This is a genomic window from Stenotrophomonas sp. 78350_Sma (assembly GCF_056482105.1).
Window position 1 is genome coordinate 2,966,340 of record NZ_CM151182.1, and the last position, 19,026, is coordinate 2,985,365.

Below are 19,026 nucleotides of genomic sequence, written 5' to 3' on the forward strand. Positions count from 1 at the left end.
GGCGGCCCACCGCCCCCCTTGCGGTTACCTCGGCAATGCAAACGCAATCACGTAATCGCCGTTCGGGGTTTCCATGAAATGGTGGCCGCCGGCCATGATCACCACGTACTGGCGGCCACCCTGTTCGTACACCATCGGGTTGGCCTGCCCGCCCGCCGGCAGCTTGGCGTGCCACAGCTCCTTGCCGGTCTTCAGATCAATCGCGCGCAACAGGTCATCGGTGGCAGCGGCGATGAAGATCAGGCCGCTGCCGGTGACTACCGAACCGCCATTGTTCGGCGTGCCGATCTCGATCGGCAGGCCGGAACGGATGCCGAACGGTCCGTTGCCGCGCGCACTGCCGAACGGACGGTCCCACAGCAACTTGCCGGTGCGCAGGTCGATGGCACGGATACCGCCATAGGGGGGCTGCTTGCACAGCAGGCCGGTGAACGGCAGTCGCCAGCCAGCGTTGACCTGGATGCCATACGGCGTGCCCACCTGCGGGTCGCCCGCGCCTTCGGCACCCCTTTGTCGAACCGGATCTTCTCGCGTGGCAGCCAGCCCAACCGGTCAGCCTCGGCACGTGGCACCAGCCGGTTGTAGTTGGGCATGTCGTTGTAGTTGGCCACGATCACGCCGCGGCGCGTATCGATGGACACGCTGCCCCAGTCCGAGCCGCCGTTGTAGCCGGGGTACTCGATGGAATGGCGCTCGCTGCTCGGCGGCGTATAGAAACCCTCGTAGTACGCCTTGCGGAACTGGATGCGGCAGACCAGCTGGTCGATCGGGGTGATGCCCCACATGTCACGCTCGGTCAGGTCATGTTCGCGGCGCAGCGTGTGGTACAGCGAAAACAGCTGGGTGGGAGAACGCTGCTCGGGTTCGACGCCGCCGACCGGCACCTTGCGCTCTTCGGCGGCGGTCAGGAGCTGGCCGTTGCGGCGATCGAGGATGTACATGTCACCCTGCTTGGTCGGCAGCAGGATCGCCGGCACCTTGCCCGCCGCCGTCGGGTAGTCGATCAGGCTGGCCTGCGAACCCAGGTCGTAGTCCCACACATCCTTGCGCACCGCCTGGAAATGCCAGACCGGCTTGCCGGTGGCCACGTCGATCGCCACCAGCGAGGTCGCATAGCGATTCTGGTTCTCCGTGCGCGAGCCGCTCCAGTAGTCGCCGGCTGAATTGCCCAGCGGCAGGTAGACCAGGCCCAGCGCTTCATCACCGGTGGCGGTGGTCCACATGTTCGGCGTGCCGCGCGTATAGGTCTGCTCGCGCGGCGGCAGGCCGCTGCGCTCGGGCTGGTCCATGTCCCACGCCCAGCGCAGCTTGCCGGTGATGGCGTCGTACGCCTGGATCACGCCCGACGGCGCATCGCGGCGCTGCCCGTCCAGCACCTGATGACCGGTCACGATCACGCCGCGCACGATGGCCGGTGGCGAGGTGATCGACACGTAACCCGGTGGCACCTCGCCCATCCCCAATGTGATGTCGACCTGGCCGTTGTTGCCGAAGTTGGCGCAGGGATGGCCGCTGTCCGCGTCCACCGCGATGATGCGACCGTCCAGCGTGCCTTCAATGATGCGCGCCCAGCACGCCGGACGACTGCCCGGTGCAGCGCTGCGGGTGACGCTGGGCGGCGGTTCCGGCAGCGCCAGATCAGCGGCGACATCGGCCAGCACCGCATCGGCCACGGTCGGTGCGCTCGATTGTTCGTAATAACTCACACCACGACAGGCAGCGGTATAGGGAATCGAGGCATCCTTCACCTTTGGATCGAACCGCCACAGTTCCTTGCCGCTGGCAGCGTCAAGCGCGATCAGTCGGTTGCGCGCGGTGCACAGGTACAGCCGGTCGCCGATCTTCAGCGGGGTGGTTTCCGCGCCCCAGCGCTTCTTCGGCATATCGCCGGTGCGGAACTGCCAGGCCAGCTGCAACGTGGCCACATTGGCCGGGGTGATCTGCTGCAGCGGCGAATAGCGGGTGGCCGCATTGCTGCGGCCCCACGCCGGCCAGTCGCCCTCGGCGGGCTGGTCAGCCGGCTGCAGGCCCGTGGTATCGCGCGTAGGTTCCAGTCCGGCGCTGACTGCGCCTTCCGGGAACGGCAGGTGCCCGTCCACTTCACCATGCGGCGCAAAGGCCAGGCCGAAGGCGGCCACGAACACCAGCATCAGCACGCCCGCCACACTGCGCGACAAGCGCTTGGAGACCGGATCGTGCAGGGTGGGCGCCAGCAAGGCCAGCACGATGCCCAGCGCGGTCACCAGGCCCAGCCGCGGCACCCAGCGCCAGTAGTCGCTGCCCGACTCCCACCAGGTCCACAGCAGCGTACCGGTGAACACCAGCGCATACAGCAATGCACCGCTGCGGCGGTTGCCGAACAACAGGATGCCGCTGGCCAGCAGGCCGAATCCTGCGATGGTGTAGTACGCAGAGCCCCCAAGGCTGAGCAGCCACGCGCCGAGACCACCGATGACCAGGCCGAGCACGACCAGCAACAGCGACAGCACGGTGACGAGGGGATGGCGCGAGGCGCGGACGGGGACAGGAGCGGACTGCGGCGTGGCGGACATCGTCGATCTCCGGGGGCAGCATGCGCCCTTATCCCACCGCCTGCGTGAAGCGCGCGCGTATGTGCGGCATCCAGATACGACGACGCCGGCACGGGGCCGGCGTCGTCGGGTACCTCAGGCTCGCGGCAGGATCACTCCTGCGCGGCGTCCTCGCTGCTGGCAGCAGCCGGTGCGCCGTCGGTCGTGGCCGGGGCGGCAGCAGCCACCTCATCCTCGTCCTCGTCGATCGAGGCATCCATGCGCTCCACCGCCTGCAGCTTCTCGTCCTTGGACAGGCGGATCAGGGTCACGCCCTGGGTGTTGCGGCCGACGCGGCTGATTTCCGAGCCACGGGTACGCACCAGGGTGCCACCGTCGGAGATCAGCAGCACTTCGTCATCCGAACCCATCAGCACCGCGGCGACCAGCTTGCCGTTGCGCTCGGTGGTCTGGATGCCGATCACGCCCTGCGTGCCACGGCCCTTGCGCGGGTAATCAGGCAGCGGGGTGCGCTTGCCGTAGCCGTTCTCGGTCGCGGTGAGGATGTACTGCACGCTGGCGTCGTCGGCGCCGTCGATCACCGCATCGCCATTGGCGGCGGCTTCCTCGACACCGTTGTCGTCCTCGTTCTCGTCCTCGATGCCACCGGCACTTTCGGCCACGATCAGGCTGACCACTTCCTCGCCAGCCGGCATCTTGATGCCACGCACGCCGGTGGCGGTACGGCCCATCGAGCGGACCTTGTCCTCGCCGAAGCGCACGGTCTTGCCGTTGGAGGCGAACAGCAGGATGTCGCGCTCACCGTCGGTCAGGCCGACGCCGACCAGCGCATCGCCCTCGTCCAGGTTGATCGCGATCTTGCCGCGGGCCAGACGGAAGGCGAACTCGCCCAGCGGGGTCTTCTTGACCGTACCGTTCTTCGTAGCGAAGAACACGAACTGGCCATCGGCGTACTCGCGCACCGGCAGCACGGCCTGCACGCGTTCACCGGGCTCCAGCGGAATCCAGTTGATGATCGGACGGCCACGAGCGTTGGAACCGGCTTCGGGCAGCTGGTAGACCGGCAGCCAGAACACCTTGCCCGAACTGGTGAAGGTCAGCAGCGTGTCGTGCGTGTTGACCAGCCACAGCTGTTCGATGAAATCCTCTTCCTTGGTCGCCGCCGCACTGCGGCCACGGCCACCACGGCGCTGCGCGCGGTAAACGCTGACCGGCTGGCGCTTCACGTAACCGGCATGCGACACGGTGACCACCACGTCTTCCGGCGCGATCAGGTCGAGGATGTCCAGGTCTTCTTCGCTGTGGCGGATCTCGGTACGACGCTCGTCGCCGAACTCGGCCTTGACGCTGACCAGCTCTTCGCGGATCACCTGCAGCAGGCGGTCGGGATCTTCCAGGATGTGGATCAGCCCGGCGATCACTTCCAGCAGCTGCTTGTACTCGTCGGTCAAGCGGTCCTGCTCCAGCCCGGTCAGGCGGTGCAGGCGCATTTCCAGGATCTGGGTGGCCTGGATCTCGGTCAGCTGGTAGCCGCCCTCGATCAGGCCCACGCCCTTGGGCAGGTCTTCCGGGCGCGAGGCTTCGGCACCGGCAGCACCCAGCATGGCACCGACCAGGCCCGGCTCCCACACGCGTGCCAGCATGCGCTCGCGTGCTTCGTTCGGGTTCGGCGAGGTCTTGATCAGTTCGATCATCTCGTCGATGTTGGCCAGCGCGACGGTCAGGCCTTCCAGCACGTGGGCACGGGCGCGCGCCTTGCGCAGCTCGAACACAGTGCGGCGGGTGACCACTTCGCGACGGTGGCGGACGAACGCCTCCAGCATCTGCTTGAGGTTCATCAACTGCGGGCGGCCGTCGACCAGCGCCACCATGTTGATGCCGAACACCGATTCCATCTGCGTCTGCTGGTACAGGTTGTTCAGCACAACCTCGGCAGATTCACCGCGCTTGATCTCGATGTAGATGCGCATGCCGTCCTTGTCGGACTCATCGCGCAGCTCGCTGATGCCTTCGATCTTCTTTTCCTTGACCAGCTCGGCGATCTTCTCGATCAGACGCGCCTTGTTCACCTGGTAAGGAATTTCGGTGACGATGATCGATTCGCGGCCGTTGTCGGCCACTTCGATATCGGCCTTGGCACGGATGCGCACACGGCCGCGGCCGGTGCGATAGCCGGCGACGATGCCGGCGGTGCCATTGATGATGCCGGCAGTCGGGAAATCCGGGCCCGGGATGTACTCCATCAGGCCGTCGACGTCGATTTCCGGGTTGTCGATCAGCGCGATGCAGGCGTTGATCGATTCGCTCAGGTTGTGCGGCGGGATGTTGGTCGCCATGCCCACCGCGATACCGGCCGAACCATTGACCAGCAGGTTCGGGAACCGGGTCGGCATGACCGTCGGCTCCAGTTCCTTTTCGTCGTAGTTGGGCTGGAAATCGACGGTTTCCTTGTCGATGTCGGCCATCAGCTCATGCGCGAGGCGCGACATGCGCGCTTCGGTGTATCGCATCGCCGCGGCGGAGTCGCCATCGATGGAGCCGAAGTTACCCTGGCCATCGACCAGCATGTAGCGCAGCGAGAACGGCTGTGCCAGGCGCACCAGCGTGTCGTACACCGACTGGTCGCCATGCGGGTGGTACTTACCGATGACGTCACCGACGATACGCGCCGACTTGAAGTAGGGCTTGTTGCTGTGCGCGTTCAGTTCATTCATCGCGAACAGCACGCGGCGATGCACCGGCTTGAGGCCGTCGCGCGCATCCGGGAGCGCGCGGCCCACGATCACGCTCATGGCGTAATCGAGGTAGCTCTTGCGCATCTCGTCTTCCAGGTTGACCTGGATGATTTCCTTGGCGGTTTCTGCCATTCGGGTTCCGTTGTCTGGTAGCGGTCCAGTCCGGCGCAGCCCTCTGCGGGAGGGGGTCGCGCCGGAACCTCGATTCAACCTGTGGATACTACCACAACAGGCCGTTTTCCGCCTCCCTTTACGGGGATTTTACCTGCACAAATCAGGAACTTAGGGGGTTGCCGGCCAGCGGCCGGCACTACCGGGGCCGGGGTCGGAGCCCTTTCCTGCGGAAAGGGCTCCGACCCCGCTGTCCATCAGCCGCCGAAGGCGGCGCGCATGTTCCCGGCGGTCGGGTTCAGGATCACCCCGCGCTCGGTCACGATGGCGTCGATCAGCTCGCCCGGGGTGACGTCGAACACCGGGTTCCAGGCAGCGATGCCCTCGGCCACGGTGCGGGTGCCGCCCACACCGTACAGCTCGCCCGGATCGCGCTGCTCGATCTCGATCTGGCTGCCGTCAACAGTCTCCATGTCCACCGTCGAGGACGGCGCCACGACCATGAACTTCACGCCGTGATGGCGCGCAGCGATGGCCAGCTGGTAGGTTCCGATCTTGTTGGCGGTATCGCCGTTGGCGCAGATGCGGTCGGCACCGACGATCACCCACTGCACAGCACCGGTCTTCATCAGATGCGAGGCAGCCGAATCGGCGATCAGCGTGGCGTCAATGCCATCCTGCTGCAGCTCCCACACGGTCAGGCGCGCGCCCTGCAGCCACGGCCGGGTTTCGCCGGCGAACACGCGGGCGATGCGATGCTGGGCCATGCCGGCACGGATCACGCCCAGCGCGGTGCCGAAGCCGGCGGTGGCCAGCGAGCCGGTGTTGCAGTGGGTCAGCACGCCGCTGCCGGCTTCGATCAGGCCTGCGCCCAGCGCGCCCATGTGGCGGTTGGCGGCCAGGTCTTCCTCGGCGATGGCCTGCGCTTCCGCCTCCAGCTTCGCCTTCCAGTCAGCACCGGCGGCATTCAGGCAACGGCGCATGCGCGCCAGCGCCCAGGCCAGATTGACGGCGGTCGGACGCGAGGCGTTCAGGCGCTGCAGCGCCGGCTCCAGCTGCTGCAGGGCATGTGCACCGTCGGCGGCCTGCACTTCGCGCGCCGCCAGTACCACGCCCCAGGCGGCGGCGATGCCGATTGCCGGCGCACCACGCACGGTCAACGCGTGGATGGCCGCAGCCACTTCGTCACTGTCATGGCAGACCACATGCTCGACCACGAACGGCAGCTTGCGCTGGTCCAGCAGTTGCAGGGCATCGCCGGTCCACAGGATCGGGCGGATGTGGTCGTAACGGGCGTAGTCGATGTCGGAGGCAGTGTTCATGGGCCCATTGTAGGGCCACGCCCCCCGGGGTTGGAGCCCGCCCGGACTCAATTCACCGAGAATTCGGCGCGGCAGCCGCCGTCCACCCAGATGCCGTTGCGACTCCAGCCCCAGGTACTGCCTTCCTCGCACGGCGTGCTGGACAGCTGCTCGAACACGGCCGCGCCGACAGAGATGCTGGCACCGCAGAAGCGGCGCTTCTTCGACTTCGATTCACAGGTCAGCCGGCGTGGTACGTCGACGAATCGGCCATCCTCGTCAGCCACTTCGAAGTCCCCCTGGCAACCGCGGCTGGTCCAGACTTCATTGCGCTTGTAGCCCCAGCCCTGCCCTTCGCGGCATGGCAGCGCCGACAGCTGGCGCAGCAGGCGCACTGGCGCGCCATCCAGGCGCACCGGGCAACTCTGCGGGCGGCCATTGGATTCACAACGCACCACGCGACGGACCAGGCGCTTGCCCTCGCTGGCTGCGGGCGCGGCACCTGCAGCGCGGCGCGCGCGGAACTCGGCGCGGCAGCCCAGCGTGACCCACACCCCACTGCGGTCGGTGCCCCATTCGCTGCCACGGATGCAACTGCTGTTGGAGAGCTGGCGCACCAGGTCGATGCCGTTGCTGACATCGATATCGCAATGCACCCAGCCCATGTCGCGTGATTCACAGGTCACCACTTCACCGTCGTAGCCGGCCTGCTGGGCAGATGCCGATGACGGCAGCCAGGCACCCCAGAGCGCGATGGAGTACACCGGTGCAGCGACAACCGCAAACCACTTGACCAAAGCCTTCCCCAGCAGGAATGGATGAACTGCGTGCCAGTGTCCGGCATCTGCCGTGATAAGAGCATCATCCTGCTTACCGAAGCAAGCGCGGAAACACGGAATTCCGTTCAGTCTTCGACGTTCAGGAACGCACGTCGCTCATGCGTGGGCAAAGTCGTAGGCCAGCACGTCGGCGATGCGCGGCGTGCGGTTCATCGCCATCAGCAGGCGATCCACACCCACCGCAACGCCGGCGCAGGCCGGCATCGACGGCAATGCGGCCAGCAACGCTTCGTCCAGTGCCGGCTGCACCTGGCCGCGCTCGTGGCGCCGCTGCTGGTCACGCTGGAAACGCGCGCGCTGTTCGCCGGCGTCGTTCAGTTCGTGATAGCCGTTGGCCAGTTCCACCGCGCCCAGGTACAGCTCGAAACGCTCGGCCAGTGGCGGCGTGCCGGGGCGGATGCGCGCCAGTGCGGCCTGGCTGGCGGGCCAATCGTGGACCACGGTCATCACCGCGTCATCGAAGTGCGGCTGGATGCGATGGGTCATCAACAGGTCCAGCCAGTCGTCGCGGGTCAAGCCGACCGGATCGATGTGCACATCACCCAGCGCGGCACGCAGCGCGGCCTCATCGGCATCGAACGGATCCACGCCCACGTACTGCTGGAACAGCTCGCGGTAGCTGAGCACACGCAGCGTCGCACTGCGCCCGACCAGCGCCAGCGCCTGGCCCACCAGCTCGGCGGTTTCCTGCACCAGGCGGTGGTGGTCCCAACCGACCCGGTACCACTCCAGCATGGTGAATTCCGGGTTGTGGCGGCCGCCCGCCTCGCCATTGCGGAACACCCGGCCCAGTTCGTAACAGTCGCCCACACCTGCCGCCAGCAGGCGCTTGAGCGGATACTCCGGCGAGGTGCGCAGCCAGCGGCGGCGTCCGCCGGCATCGACATGGCCGGTGAAATCGGTATGGAAGCTGTCGATGTTCGGCTCGGTGTTGCCGGCCACCGACAGGATCGGCGTCTCCACCTCCAGCACATCGCGCTCAGCGAAGAAGCGGCGCACCAGCGCATTGAGCGCGGCACGCTGCTGCAGCGTGCGCAGCAGGGCCTCGCTCACAGGATGCCCTCCGGGCGCGGATGGTCCAGCGGCAGGGTCAGCAGGTCACGGGTGTCATCGATATAGCCGCTGGCCAGGTACAGGCGCCGTGCCAGTTCGTTGTGGTGGTTCACTTCCAGGCGCAGGCGGCTGACACCACGGCCACGCGCACGCTGTTCGCAGATCGCCAGCGCCTGCTTGCCGCGGCCACGACCGCGCGCACGGTGGGCCAGGTACAGCTCGTCCAGCAGCATGAAGTGGCCGCCCTGTTCCAGGCTGAAGCCCATCGCGATCACTGCGTAACCGACCACCTCGCCCGCCTCGTCCAGCCACAACAGCACTTCGCCGTTGCGTGGGTCGGCCAGCAGTGCATCCACGCCGCGACGCACGCGCGCGTCGTCGAAGTCGATCCTGTCTTCGGCGTAGAACTCGCGCATCAACGCGATCAGCAGCTCCTCGTCAGCACGGGTGGCCAGGCGGAAATCCAGCGGGGCGGTCTGCATCGGTGTTCCTTCGTGTTTCATGCCGGGTGCGGGAGCACCCGACGGGGTCATCATTCGTGTTCGGCAAGATAGGCCAGCAGGCGGTCCTCGTCCCACACCGGCACACCCAGCGACTGCGCCTTGTCCAGCTTGGAGCCTGCCTCTGTGCCGGCCACCACGAAACTGGTCTTCTTTGAAACGCTGCCGGACACCTTGGCACCGAGGGCCTCCAGGCGCTCCTTGGCCGCATCGCGGGTGAGCTGGGCCAGGGTGCCGGTCAGCACCACGGTCTGCCCGTCCAGCGGACCGGCCACGATCTCGGCCAGCGCCGGCGCCTTGGCCAGGATCTGCCGCATCGCGTTCTCGGCGGCCAACAGCATCGCACCGTGGCCATCGGCGTCCAGCCACTCGGCCAGCCCGCGCGCCGTGTCATCCGGCAACCCGGCGTTGACGAACTGGCCATGCTCGGCGTCGAGCACCGCCTGAGCACCAGGCAACACGGCGATCAGCTTTTCCGCGCGCAGGCGGGTGATGCCGGGGATCTCCGACTCGACCAGCAGCTGCGCCAGATCCAGGCCTTCGCGCAGCTTGGCGCTGGGCGCGTGCACATCGCTGATGCGCACCTGGCCGACCTGCAGCAGGTCATCGATGGCCTGCTGGTTGCCCTGCTGCTCGAAGAAGTGGCCGAGCGACCGCGCCACTTCGCCACCGATGTCCGGCACGCGCTTGAACAACGGCCACGGCAGGTGGCGGATCAGTTCCAGGTCACCGAACCACTGCGCCAGCGCCTTGGCCGTGCTTTCGCCCACATGTTCGATGCCGAGCGCGAACAGCAGGCGCTCCAGCGTGGCGGCTCGGCTGGCGTCGATCGCTGCGATCAGGTTGTCGGCCCACTTGGTGGCGATCTTCTTCGTGTTCCATTCGAAGCTGGCCGGCTGCGCCAGCGCCTGCGCGCGCCAGCCCGGATCGTTGCCGTCCAGCTTGAGCACCGCATTGAGCACCGCACCACTGCCCTCGGCGGGCAGGTGCAACTTCAGCGCAGCGGCCAGTGCCGACGGATCCTCGGCGTCCAGCACCAGCTTCAGGTGCAACAGCTGGTCACGGCTGAGGCGGTACAGATCGGCCACGCTCTTGACGATGCCGGCGTCGACCAGGGTTTCGATGTACTTGTCGCCGAGGCCGTCGATATCCATCGCGCGGCGCGAGGCAAAATGGGCGATGGCCTCCTTGCGCTGCGCAGGGCAGGACAGCTCACCCGAACAGCGCCATGCGGCTGCACCTTCCTCGCGCACGATTTCCGAGCCGCACACCGGGCAGCGCGTCGGCATCTGCCACGGCGTGGTGCCCTGCGGGCGCCGGTCGAGGATGACGCTGACCACTTCCGGGATCACGTCGCCCGCACGGCGCACGATCACGCTGTCACCGACGCGGACGTCCAGGCGTGCGATCTGATCGGCGTTGTGCAGCGTGGCGTTGGACACGATCACGCCGGCCACGGCCACCGGCGCCAGGCGCGCGACCGGGGTGGCGGCACCGGTGCGGCCGATCTGGATCTCGATCGCCTCCACCGTGGTGCTCTGTTCCTGCGCCGGGAACTTGTGCGCGATGGCCCAGCGCGGCGCTCGCGAAACGAAGCCCATCGCCTGCTGACCCGCACGGTCATCGAGCTTGTAGACCACGCCATCGATATCGAACGGCAGGCCATCGCGGCGCTCACCGATATCGCGGTAGTAACCCAGCAGGCCGTCGGTGCCTTCCACCACCATGCACAGCTCACTGACCGGGAAGCCCCAGGCACCGAGCTGGGCCAGGGTACCCGAATGGGTGTCGGGCAGCTCGCCGCCCTGCACTTCGCCAATGCCGTAGGCGAAGAAGCTCAGCCTGCGCTGCGCACTGATCTTCGGGTCGAGCTGGCGCAGCGAACCGGCCGCCGCGTTGCGCGGATTGGCCAGCACCTTGCCGCCCTGCAGGCGTGCACGTTCGTTGTAGGCCTCGAAGTCGGCACGGGCCATGTAGACCTCGCCGCGCACCTCCAGCACATCCGGCCAGTCCTTGCCGTGCAGGCGCTTGGGAATGTCACCGATCTCGCGCAGGTTGGCGGTCACGTCCTCGCCGGTACTGCCATCGCCACGGGTCGCGCCCAGCATGAAGTGCCCATCCTCGTAGCGCAGGCTGATCGCCAGGCCGTCCATCTTCGGCTCGGCCGAGAACTGCAGGCTGCGACGGCCTAGGCGCTCATCGATGCGGCGCACGAAATCGGCCACTTCCTCATCGCTGAAGGCGTTGGACAGCGACAACATCGGTACCGCGTGGCGCACTTCCGGGAAGCGGCCGGAGGGGCGCGCACCGACCTGCTGGGTCGGGCTGTCCGCACGGGCCAGTTCAGGATGTTCGCGCTCCAGCGCTTCCAGCTCGCGCACCATCCGGTCGTAGTCGACGTCGGGGATCTCCGGCGCGTCCAGCTCGTGGTAGGCGCGGTTGGCCTGGGCGATCTGCCGGCGAAGGTCTTCGGCGCGTTCGGCGGGGCTGGGGCTCATCGGGATCCGGTGGTTCTGGGATGGCCGGGGATTCTACCGCGCCCGGCCGTCAGGCCCTGTAACGCGCCCGCCTTTGTAGCGTCGAGCTTGCTCGACGGCCGCTCCCCCGCTCCGGTAGGTGCCAACGCTCGCCCCCGTTCCGGTGCCAACCTTCTCCTCCCGCTCCGGTAGGTGCCAACCTTGGTTGGCACGTCTGTAGTCGAGCATGGCTCGACGCTACAAAAAGCAGCTTGCCGCCCACCCTCACCGGCGCTAGCGTGCGACGGTCTGCCCTTCGGAATCCTGCCCGTGACCCTGCCCGCTTCCCGTCGACGCTTCCTGCAACTGGCCGGTGCTGGCCTCGCCGTCGCCGGCAGCGGGCTGCCGCAGCTCGGCCATGCCCAACCCGCGACAGCCGCCGCTCCTGCCCCCGCCGAAGGTGCAGTGCTGCTGAATTTCAACGAATGCCCCTACGGCCCCTCGCCCGCTGCCCAGCAGGCGGCGCGCGACAGCATCGCCGGTTGCGGCCGCTATCGTTTCGCGCTGGCCGGACAGGTGCGCGACGCCTTCATCGATCAGGCACGCATTCCGGCCGATCACGTGCGGCTCTATCCGGGCTCCAGCGAACCGCTGAACCGTGCCGCCGTGCTATGGACCGGCCCGCAGGCGGGACTGGTCGTCGCCGACCCGACCTTCGAGACGCTGGGCGAGGTCGCTGCCGCACACGGTGCGCACGTGCAGAAAGTGCCACTGCGCGACGACGGCGCACATGACCTGCGCGCAATGGTCGCCGCCGCACACGCACGCCCGACCGGGCTGCTGTATGTGTGCAACCCGAACAACCCGACCGGCTCGATCAGCCCGCCGGATGAGCTCGCCTGGCTGCTGGCCCACAAGCCAGCCTCCACCCGCGTGTTGTTGGACGAGGCCTACCTGCAGTACAGCGAACAGCCGAGCCTGATCGCTCAGGTGGCGCAGCGCGATGACCTGATCGTGTTGCGCACGTTCTCCAAGCTCTTTGGCATGGCCGGCCTGCGCCTGGGCGTGGCGGCCGCGCATCCCGACCGCCTGCGCGAACTGGCCAGCCTGGGCGACAACCCGCTGCCCGTGCCAGCGCTGGCCGCTGCACTGGCCAGCCTGCGCGATCCGCAGTTGATTCCGCAGCGCCGCCTGCAGAATGCCAAGGTGCGGCAGGCCACCATCGCGTGGCTGGGCAAGCGTGGTTTCAGCTGCGTGCCGTCGGAAGCGAACTGCTTCGTGGTCGACGTCCAGCGCGACGGCAGCGCGTTCGCCAAGGCAATGGCCGACAACGGCGTGGTGATCGGGCGAAGCTGGCCGATCTGGCCGCAGCGCGTGCGCGTAACGGTGGGCACCGAAGACGAAATGGCCGCGTTCCGCCGCGCATTCGCGAAGGTGGCCGGCGTACCGGCCTGACCCTGTTGGTGGGGGCGAACCTTGGTTCGCCCCATCCACGCATGGCGTGGATCTACTGTTGTGGGTGCCGACCGTTGGTCGGCACACCATAGCGCTTACCAGCGCGGAGTCTTGGTCAGCGGCGGGGCCTGGTGCTGGCGGTCGTAAGCGCGCAGCTCGTCACGGATGTGCGCGATACGCTGGCGACCCAGGGCGTTGCGGCTGTCATCCAGCACCACGCCATCCAGCAGTTCGGCCATGCGCTGAACGGTCGGCAGCATTTTCTCCCAGGCGTCCAGCGCGGTCAGCGGCGCCGGCAGGGTCAGGAAGAAAGCGATGGCCGGGGTTTCCATGGCGCGGATGTTGGCCATGTCGAAGCTGCCCGGCTTCATGATGCTGGCCATCGAGAAGATCGGGCCGCGCTCGGGGTGGCCTTCCACCAGCCGGTGGAACACGTTCATGTGGCCGAACACCAGGCCGGTCTTCTCGGCCGCCACCACGATGTCCTCACCACGCAGCTGTTCACCGGCGCGGGCGGCCACGAACAACGAGACGATCTTGTCGAAGTCCTGGGTGGCACGCTTGCCGAGGTCGCTGGCGCCCGGGTCGGTTTCGCCCAGGCCGAGTTCGGCCTGCTCGCCTTCCGCGCCCATGCCCGGTTCGACGCGGCCATCGGCCACGGTGACGCCGTCTTCGCCCAGCACCGGTTCGCGGCGCTCGCCGCTGGTCGGTTCCGCGCCTTCCACGCGGCGCCCCTGGGGCTTCTTTTTCGGACGGCCAAACAGGAAGATCGCGGCGATCAACAGCAGGCCGGCGGCCAGGATGCCGATGCGCAACAGTGCCGTGTCGGACATTCGATAGGTTCTCCGGCTAGTTCATTCAGGTAACTAGGATGGCACGTCAGGCCGCGCCCGCCAATCGCGCGGCTTCTTCCAGGTCCACGCTGACCAGGCGGCTGACGCCCGGCTCGCGCATGGTCACGCCCGACAGCTGGTGCGCCGCCTCCATCGTCGCCTTGTTGTGGCTGACGAACAGGAACTGCACCTTCTCGCTCATTTCCTTGACCATGTTGGCCAGGCGGCCGACGTTGGCTTCGTCCAGCGGCGCGTCCACCTCGTCCAGCAGGCAGAACGGCGCGGGATTCAGCTGGAAGATGGCGAACACCAGCGCCACTGCGGTCATCGCTTTCTCGCCGCCGGACAGCAGCGAGATGCTGGACACGCGCTTGCCCGGCGGGCGCGCCATGATGGTCACGCCGGTGTCGAGCAGGTCTTCACCGGTCAGCTCCAGGTAGGCGTGGCCGCCACCGAACAGGCGCGGGTACAGCGCCTGCACGCCAGCATTGACACGATCAAAGGTGTCCTTGAAGCGGCCGCGGGTCTCGCGGTCGATCTTGCGGATCGCATCTTCCAGGGTTTCCAGCGCCGTGGTCAGGTCGGTGTGCTGCGAATCCAGGTAATCCGAGCGCTGCGAGGCCTCGCCGTACTCGTGGATGGCAGCCAGGTTGACCGGCTCCAGCCGGCGCATGCGGCCATCGATCTGGTGCACGGCCTGCTCCCAGTCGCCCAGGCGGGCATCCTCGGGCAGTGCGTTGAGCACGTCCTGCAGCACGAAGCCGGCCTTCTCCACCGCGCCCTGCAGGGTGTCCGCACTGAGCACCAGCGCCTGCTGGTCCAGCTTGCGCTGCGAAATGCGCTCGCGCTGGGCCAGCGCCTGCTCGTCGCGCTGGTGGCGGGTCTGTTCGTAGTTGCGCAGCTCGGCGTCGATGCCGTCCAGCAGGGTGCGCGCCTCGGTCAGCACGCGATCGGCCCGCACGCGCTCTTCCAGCGCGTTCTGGTGCTCGGCCTGCAGCGACTCGACCGGCGAATCACCTTCATCCAGCTGCGAATGCAGTTCGCCCAGCCGCGAATCCAGCTGCCCGCGCTGGGTGCCCATGCGCTCCAATGCCTGGCTCAACGAGGCCAGCTGCGCCCGCTGCGATTCCAGGGTCAGCGCCAGCGAATGCGAGCGCTCACGCACCGCGCGTGCAGCATCGCGCGCCAGGTCGCGGGCCTCGGTCAGCTGGCGGCGCTCGCCCTCCAGTCGCTGCCGGGTCGATTCCAGGTCGCCCATGCTGCTGACCGCATTCTCCAACCGTGAGCGCGCTTCACGCGCCTGCTCGTTGTTGGCTTCCAGCGTTTCCTGCAACTGCTTCAGCTCACCTTCGATGCGGTCGATGCGGGCACGCGCCGCCTCCACCTTGCCCTGCTGGCCCTGCAACTGGCCCGCCAGCTCGGAGACCGCACGATGGGTCTGGTACAGCGCACGCTGCGCGTCTTCGCGCTGCTGCTCGGCGGCCTGCAGCTGCTCGCGGAAGCCTGCCAGCTGTTCTTCCAGCTCGGCTTCGCGGTCCTGCAGCTGCTCGATCTGCTCACGCAGTTCGTTGATCTCACGTTCGCGCAGCAGCGCGCCCTGCTGGGCCGCACCGGAACGCGACACACCCAGCCAGCCCTGGCCCAGGCGCTCGCCGCCTTGGGTGATGATCGAATCGCCTTCCGGCAGGCTGGCCTGCAGCGCCTTGGCCTCGGACAGATCCTTGGCACCGTGCAGGTGCGCCAGCAGGCGACGGATCGCTGCCGGGCCACGCACGCGGGCGGCCAGCGAGGTCGGGGCAACCTTGACGTCGGCACCCGCGTTGGCGACCAACGCAATGTGGCCCTCGCCAAGTTCGCCGAGGGCGTCGACCAGGCTGGCCGGGTCGTCGACCAGCACGCCTTCGATCAACTGGCCGAGCGCGCTTTCAACCGCGTTTTCCCAGCCCGCATCAACGTCCAGGCGTTCGCCGACACGCGCCGCCGAGTCCAACCCACGCGCCTTCAACCAGGCCACGGCCGCGCCCTGCTCCTGGCCCAGCGCGGCCTGCTGCAGGGTTTCCAGTGAGGCCAGCCTACCGCGCAGGCCGTTGGCCTGCTTGCGCAGTTCCGCCAGTTCGTTCTGGCCATTGCGCTGCTGTTCCTGCACCCCCACCACGCCCTGCTTGCGCAGCTCGACGTCTTCGCTCAATTCATCCAGCGCGGTCTTCTGCGTGTCGTGCTGCAGGTGCAGCTGCTCGAAGGCTTCTTCCAGCGCGTCCACGTCCAGGCCGGCGCGTTCGGCGGCCAGCGCTTCACGACGCCGGTCGGCGTCGAGGATCTGCTTGTCCAGGTAGTCCACGCGCGTGCGCTCGACGTCGCCGGCGCGCGAGGCCTCCGAACTCTGCGAGGTGTGCTGTTCCCAGCGCTGCTGCCAGCTGGCCAGCCGGTCTTCGGCCTCGCGCAGGCTTTCCTGCTTGATCTCGTTCTCTTCCTGCAGCTCCTCCAGCTGCGGGGTGGCAGCTTCCACCGCCTCGCGCAGCACCATCAGCTTGGCCTCGTCGCCGCTGATGTGCTGGCCCAGTTCGGCCAGCGCCTGGCGGGTCTCGTCGCGCGCCTTGTGCAGGCGCTGCGACAGTTCGCGCTGGTGCTGGATCTGCTGTTCGACGCGTGCCAGCGTGCTGCCGACCTGGTAGACCGCGGCCTGCGCGGTGTTCAGCGCATCGGCAGCCTCTTCGCGGCGCACGCGCGAAGTCTCGATGCGGGCCTCGGCGTCACGCTGGTCGGCGATCAGCTGCTGCAGCCTGGTCTCTTCCTGCGACAGGCCCTCGCGCAGCTTCGACAGGCGCCCGTCGAGCCCACGGAACTCCAGCGTCTTCCACTCGGCGTCCTTGACCCTGCGCTCTTCCTGCAGCGCCTGGTACTGCTCGGCCTGCTTGGCCTGGCGCTTGAGATGCTCGAGCTGCTTGCTGATCTCGTCGCGCAGGTCACCCAGCCGGTCCAGGTTCTCGCGGGTGTGGCGGATGCGGGTCTCGGTCTCCTTGCGGCGCTCCTTGTACTTGGAGATGCCAGCCGCCTCTTCCAGGTACACGCGCAGGTCTTCCGGGCGCGCCTCGATGATCTGGCTGATCATGCCCTGCTCGATGATCGAGTAGCTGCGCGGGCCCAGGCCGGTGCCGAGGAACAGATCGGTGATATCGCGGCGGCGGCACTTGGTGCCGTTGAGGTAATAGTTGCTGGTGCCGTCGCGGCTGACCGTGCGCTTCACCGAGATTTCGTTGAACGAGGCGTACTCGCCGGAAATCGTGTGGTCGGAGTTGTCGAAGATCAGCTCAACCGTGGCCTGCGACACCGGCTTGCGGGCGTTGGAGCCGGAGAAGATCACGTCAGTCAGCGAGTCGCCACGCAGGCGGCTGGCCGAACTTTCGCCCATGACCCAGCGCACGGCGTCGATGATGTTCGACTTGCCGCAGCCGTTGGGCCCCACCACGCCGGTCATGTTGGTCGGCAGGTGCAGGGTGGTCGGATCGACGAACGACTTGAAGCCGGACAGCTTGATCGTGGAAAGACGCATGGCGTGATTGGGTTCCAACAGGCGCCCAGAGGGCGTCCGTATTGTGGATGTCAGGTCAGCCAGCACCTCAAGCCATTGATTTCATAAGAATTCAATGAAGCCAAGGGTGACACAATGGAACGAGTATAACGGCGCGAATGTTCCACGGGCGGGATGACCGGCTCGGAGCGCGCTTGAAATGGGTCCAGATGTCGCTTTGCGCCCGGCGTGACGATTTCCCAAACCGCCGATCAAATCGCAAGTCATTGATATTTAGTGATTATTGAAGCGAGTCACAGCCCGGCACATTAGAAGCCATGCAGAATGGAGGGATGCATCGACCACTTTCATTTACCTACGCCGACGACGCGATGACCGCTCCTGTGCTCGGCGGGACCGCTTGGCTGGATGCCCGTACCCCTTGGCCAACCAGCATCCATGGACACGCACTGCTTCACCTGGCCAGTTTTCCGGCCGCATTCATTCGAAACCACGTCGCCGGACTGGACATCGCGCCTGGGCTGAGCATTTCGGTCTTCACGCCTTACGTCGCCTCGGGCGAGGATAGATTCGAAGAAGCCATGAACCATGGTGGCCGCGTAATTGCTCACTGCCCCGGGCATGAACCGACAGTCTCCCCCTGCGCGCCAATTGGACCACGCCGCATTTGCGCCGGGACGGCGGTGGCTGAGCGCGAAGCACTTCACGGAACTTCGCAAATTGGAGGACAGCCTTGCTGGCTGCAGGATGACGAATCAGAGGGCCAGGCGTTCGTCCTTCAGTTCGATGAATTCGATCTTGATAGGGCAGCACCGACGCATCGAGGAATCCTGGTCGGCGGAATGGGCTATCTGTTGCTTGATCGCAACATTCAAACAGCTTCGACGAACTGCGGTCGATTCGTCATCCAGACGACTTGAGAGACGGGCCGGGTCAGTTGCCCGACCTCGGCCGGCTATGACTCATCAGGCTGAAGAAGAACAGGTCATCACTGGCTCGCCCCTCAATACCGTCGGACTCATCCATGTATAGAGAACTTGTATTCGAGAGCCATGGCCAAGCTCAGGGCCGCGCTTTCCTGGGAGGCGCCCCGTATCTGTCTGCAGATATCCCCTGGCCGCGCGACGCAAATGGGAAGCCAATGCTCCATCTTGCGAGCCTGCCTGCGCCTTTCATTCAAACGCATGCCCCGAAGATCGCCATCAAAACGCATCTCTGCCTGTCGATCTTCACGCCTTATGACGTTCTTGATGATGCCTACATCGAAACCGCTCTACTGACTGGCGGACGTGTCATCGCTTACGCGCCCCACGAACCCGGCGCAGACAGCGCAGCGCCGCCTTTTGACCCGCGCCTGATCGCCACTGCCACCGCCTCCATCCCGGATGACGCCGAGAACGGAATCGCCAAGGTTGGCGGAATTCCCGCTTGGCTTCAGGACGATTGCACTGATGGACGGGAATTCATCCTCCAGATCAACGGTTCCCGATTGAACCGGGCAGCACCGACGCATCGAGGAATCCTGGTCGGAGGAATGGGCTATCTGTTGCTTGATCGCAACATTTCCTCACCTTCGATGGATTGCGGTCGATTCGTCATCCAGACGACCTGAGCAGCCAGTCGAGCATGGTTCGACTCCACATACCCTGCGATCGCCCCAAAAAAAACGGGCACCCTTGCGGG

General features: G+C 66.6%; 11 protein-coding genes and 1 pseudogene. 3 read left to right on the plus strand and 9 right to left on the minus strand.

The window, feature by feature from the left end; genetic code table 11:
- Window positions 1-24: 24 nt before the first annotated feature.
- From ACZK4H_RS13840 to ligA, 7 genes and pseudogenes are all read right to left on the minus strand, one after another.
- Window positions 25-2,552, minus strand: a pseudogene (locus ACZK4H_RS13840) (membrane-bound PQQ-dependent dehydrogenase, glucose/quinate/shikimate family).
- A 131-nt stretch (window positions 2,553-2,683) separates the two neighbouring features.
- Window positions 2,684-5,398, minus strand: a complete 2,715-nt coding sequence (gene gyrA / locus ACZK4H_RS13845) for a DNA gyrase subunit A (RefSeq protein ID WP_099552363.1) — start codon at window positions 5,396-5,398, stop codon at window positions 2,684-2,686.
- Window positions 5,399-5,634: 236 nt separating this feature from the next.
- The gene (gene mtnA / locus ACZK4H_RS13850; RefSeq protein WP_099552364.1) at window positions 5,635-6,699 is read right to left on the minus strand and encodes an S-methyl-5-thioribose-1-phosphate isomerase; all 1,065 of its coding nucleotides are present in this window, start codon (window positions 6,697-6,699) and stop codon (window positions 5,635-5,637) included.
- Window positions 6,700-6,746: 47 nt separating this feature from the next.
- Entirely contained in the window at window positions 6,747-7,475 is a 729-nt protein-coding gene (locus ACZK4H_RS13855) for a DUF3011 domain-containing protein (protein ID WP_099552365.1), read from the minus strand.
- 138 nt (window positions 7,476-7,613) lie between these two features.
- On the minus strand, window positions 7,614-8,570 hold the full coding sequence (epmA, locus tag ACZK4H_RS13860) for an EF-P lysine aminoacylase EpmA (protein ID WP_099552366.1): 957 nt from the start codon (window positions 8,568-8,570) through the stop codon (window positions 7,614-7,616).
- A complete protein-coding gene (locus tag ACZK4H_RS13865; RefSeq protein ID WP_024957227.1) occupies window positions 8,567-9,052 on the minus strand; it encodes a GNAT family N-acetyltransferase in 486 nt (161 codons plus the stop codon). Before ACZK4H_RS13865 ends, epmA begins: the two co-directional genes overlap by 4 nt.
- Window positions 9,053-9,102: 50 nt before the next feature.
- Window positions 9,103-11,574 carry an NAD-dependent DNA ligase LigA gene (gene ligA / locus ACZK4H_RS13870; protein WP_197577843.1) on the minus strand — a complete coding sequence of 824 codons (2,472 nt, stop codon included), beginning with the start codon at window positions 11,572-11,574 and terminating at the stop codon, window positions 9,103-9,105.
- 282 nt (window positions 11,575-11,856) lie between these two features.
- Between ligA and ACZK4H_RS13875 the strand changes: the two genes are divergently transcribed.
- Complete coding sequence (locus tag ACZK4H_RS13875; RefSeq protein WP_099552368.1) at window positions 11,857-12,981, plus strand: pyridoxal phosphate-dependent aminotransferase; 1,125 nt, start codon at window positions 11,857-11,859, stop codon at window positions 12,979-12,981.
- Between the two features lie 95 nt (window positions 12,982-13,076).
- Here the strand turns inward: ACZK4H_RS13875 and zipA are convergent, their stop codons facing one another.
- Together zipA and smc are read right to left on the minus strand one after the other, a co-directional pair.
- Window positions 13,077-13,814 carry a cell division protein ZipA gene (gene zipA, locus ACZK4H_RS13880; protein ID WP_099552369.1) on the minus strand — a complete coding sequence of 246 codons (738 nt, stop codon included), beginning with the start codon at window positions 13,812-13,814 and terminating at the stop codon, window positions 13,077-13,079.
- Between the two features lie 46 nt (window positions 13,815-13,860).
- A complete protein-coding gene (smc, locus tag ACZK4H_RS13885; RefSeq protein WP_099552370.1) occupies window positions 13,861-17,364 on the minus strand; it encodes a chromosome segregation protein SMC in 3,504 nt (1,167 codons plus the stop codon).
- Between the two features lie 311 nt (window positions 17,365-17,675).
- On the opposite strand from smc, the gene ACZK4H_RS13890 reads away from it, so the two are divergent.
- Together ACZK4H_RS13890 and ACZK4H_RS13895 are read left to right on the plus strand one after the other, a co-directional pair.
- The gene (locus ACZK4H_RS13890; protein ID WP_099552397.1) at window positions 17,676-18,263 is read left to right on the plus strand and encodes a DUF1963 domain-containing protein; all 588 of its coding nucleotides are present in this window, start codon (window positions 17,676-17,678) and stop codon (window positions 18,261-18,263) included.
- Window positions 18,264-18,367: 104 nt separating this feature from the next.
- Entirely contained in the window at window positions 18,368-18,955 is a 588-nt protein-coding gene (locus ACZK4H_RS13895; protein ID WP_099552371.1) for a YwqG family protein, read from the plus strand.
- The last annotated feature ends 71 nt before the right edge of the window (window positions 18,956-19,026 follow it).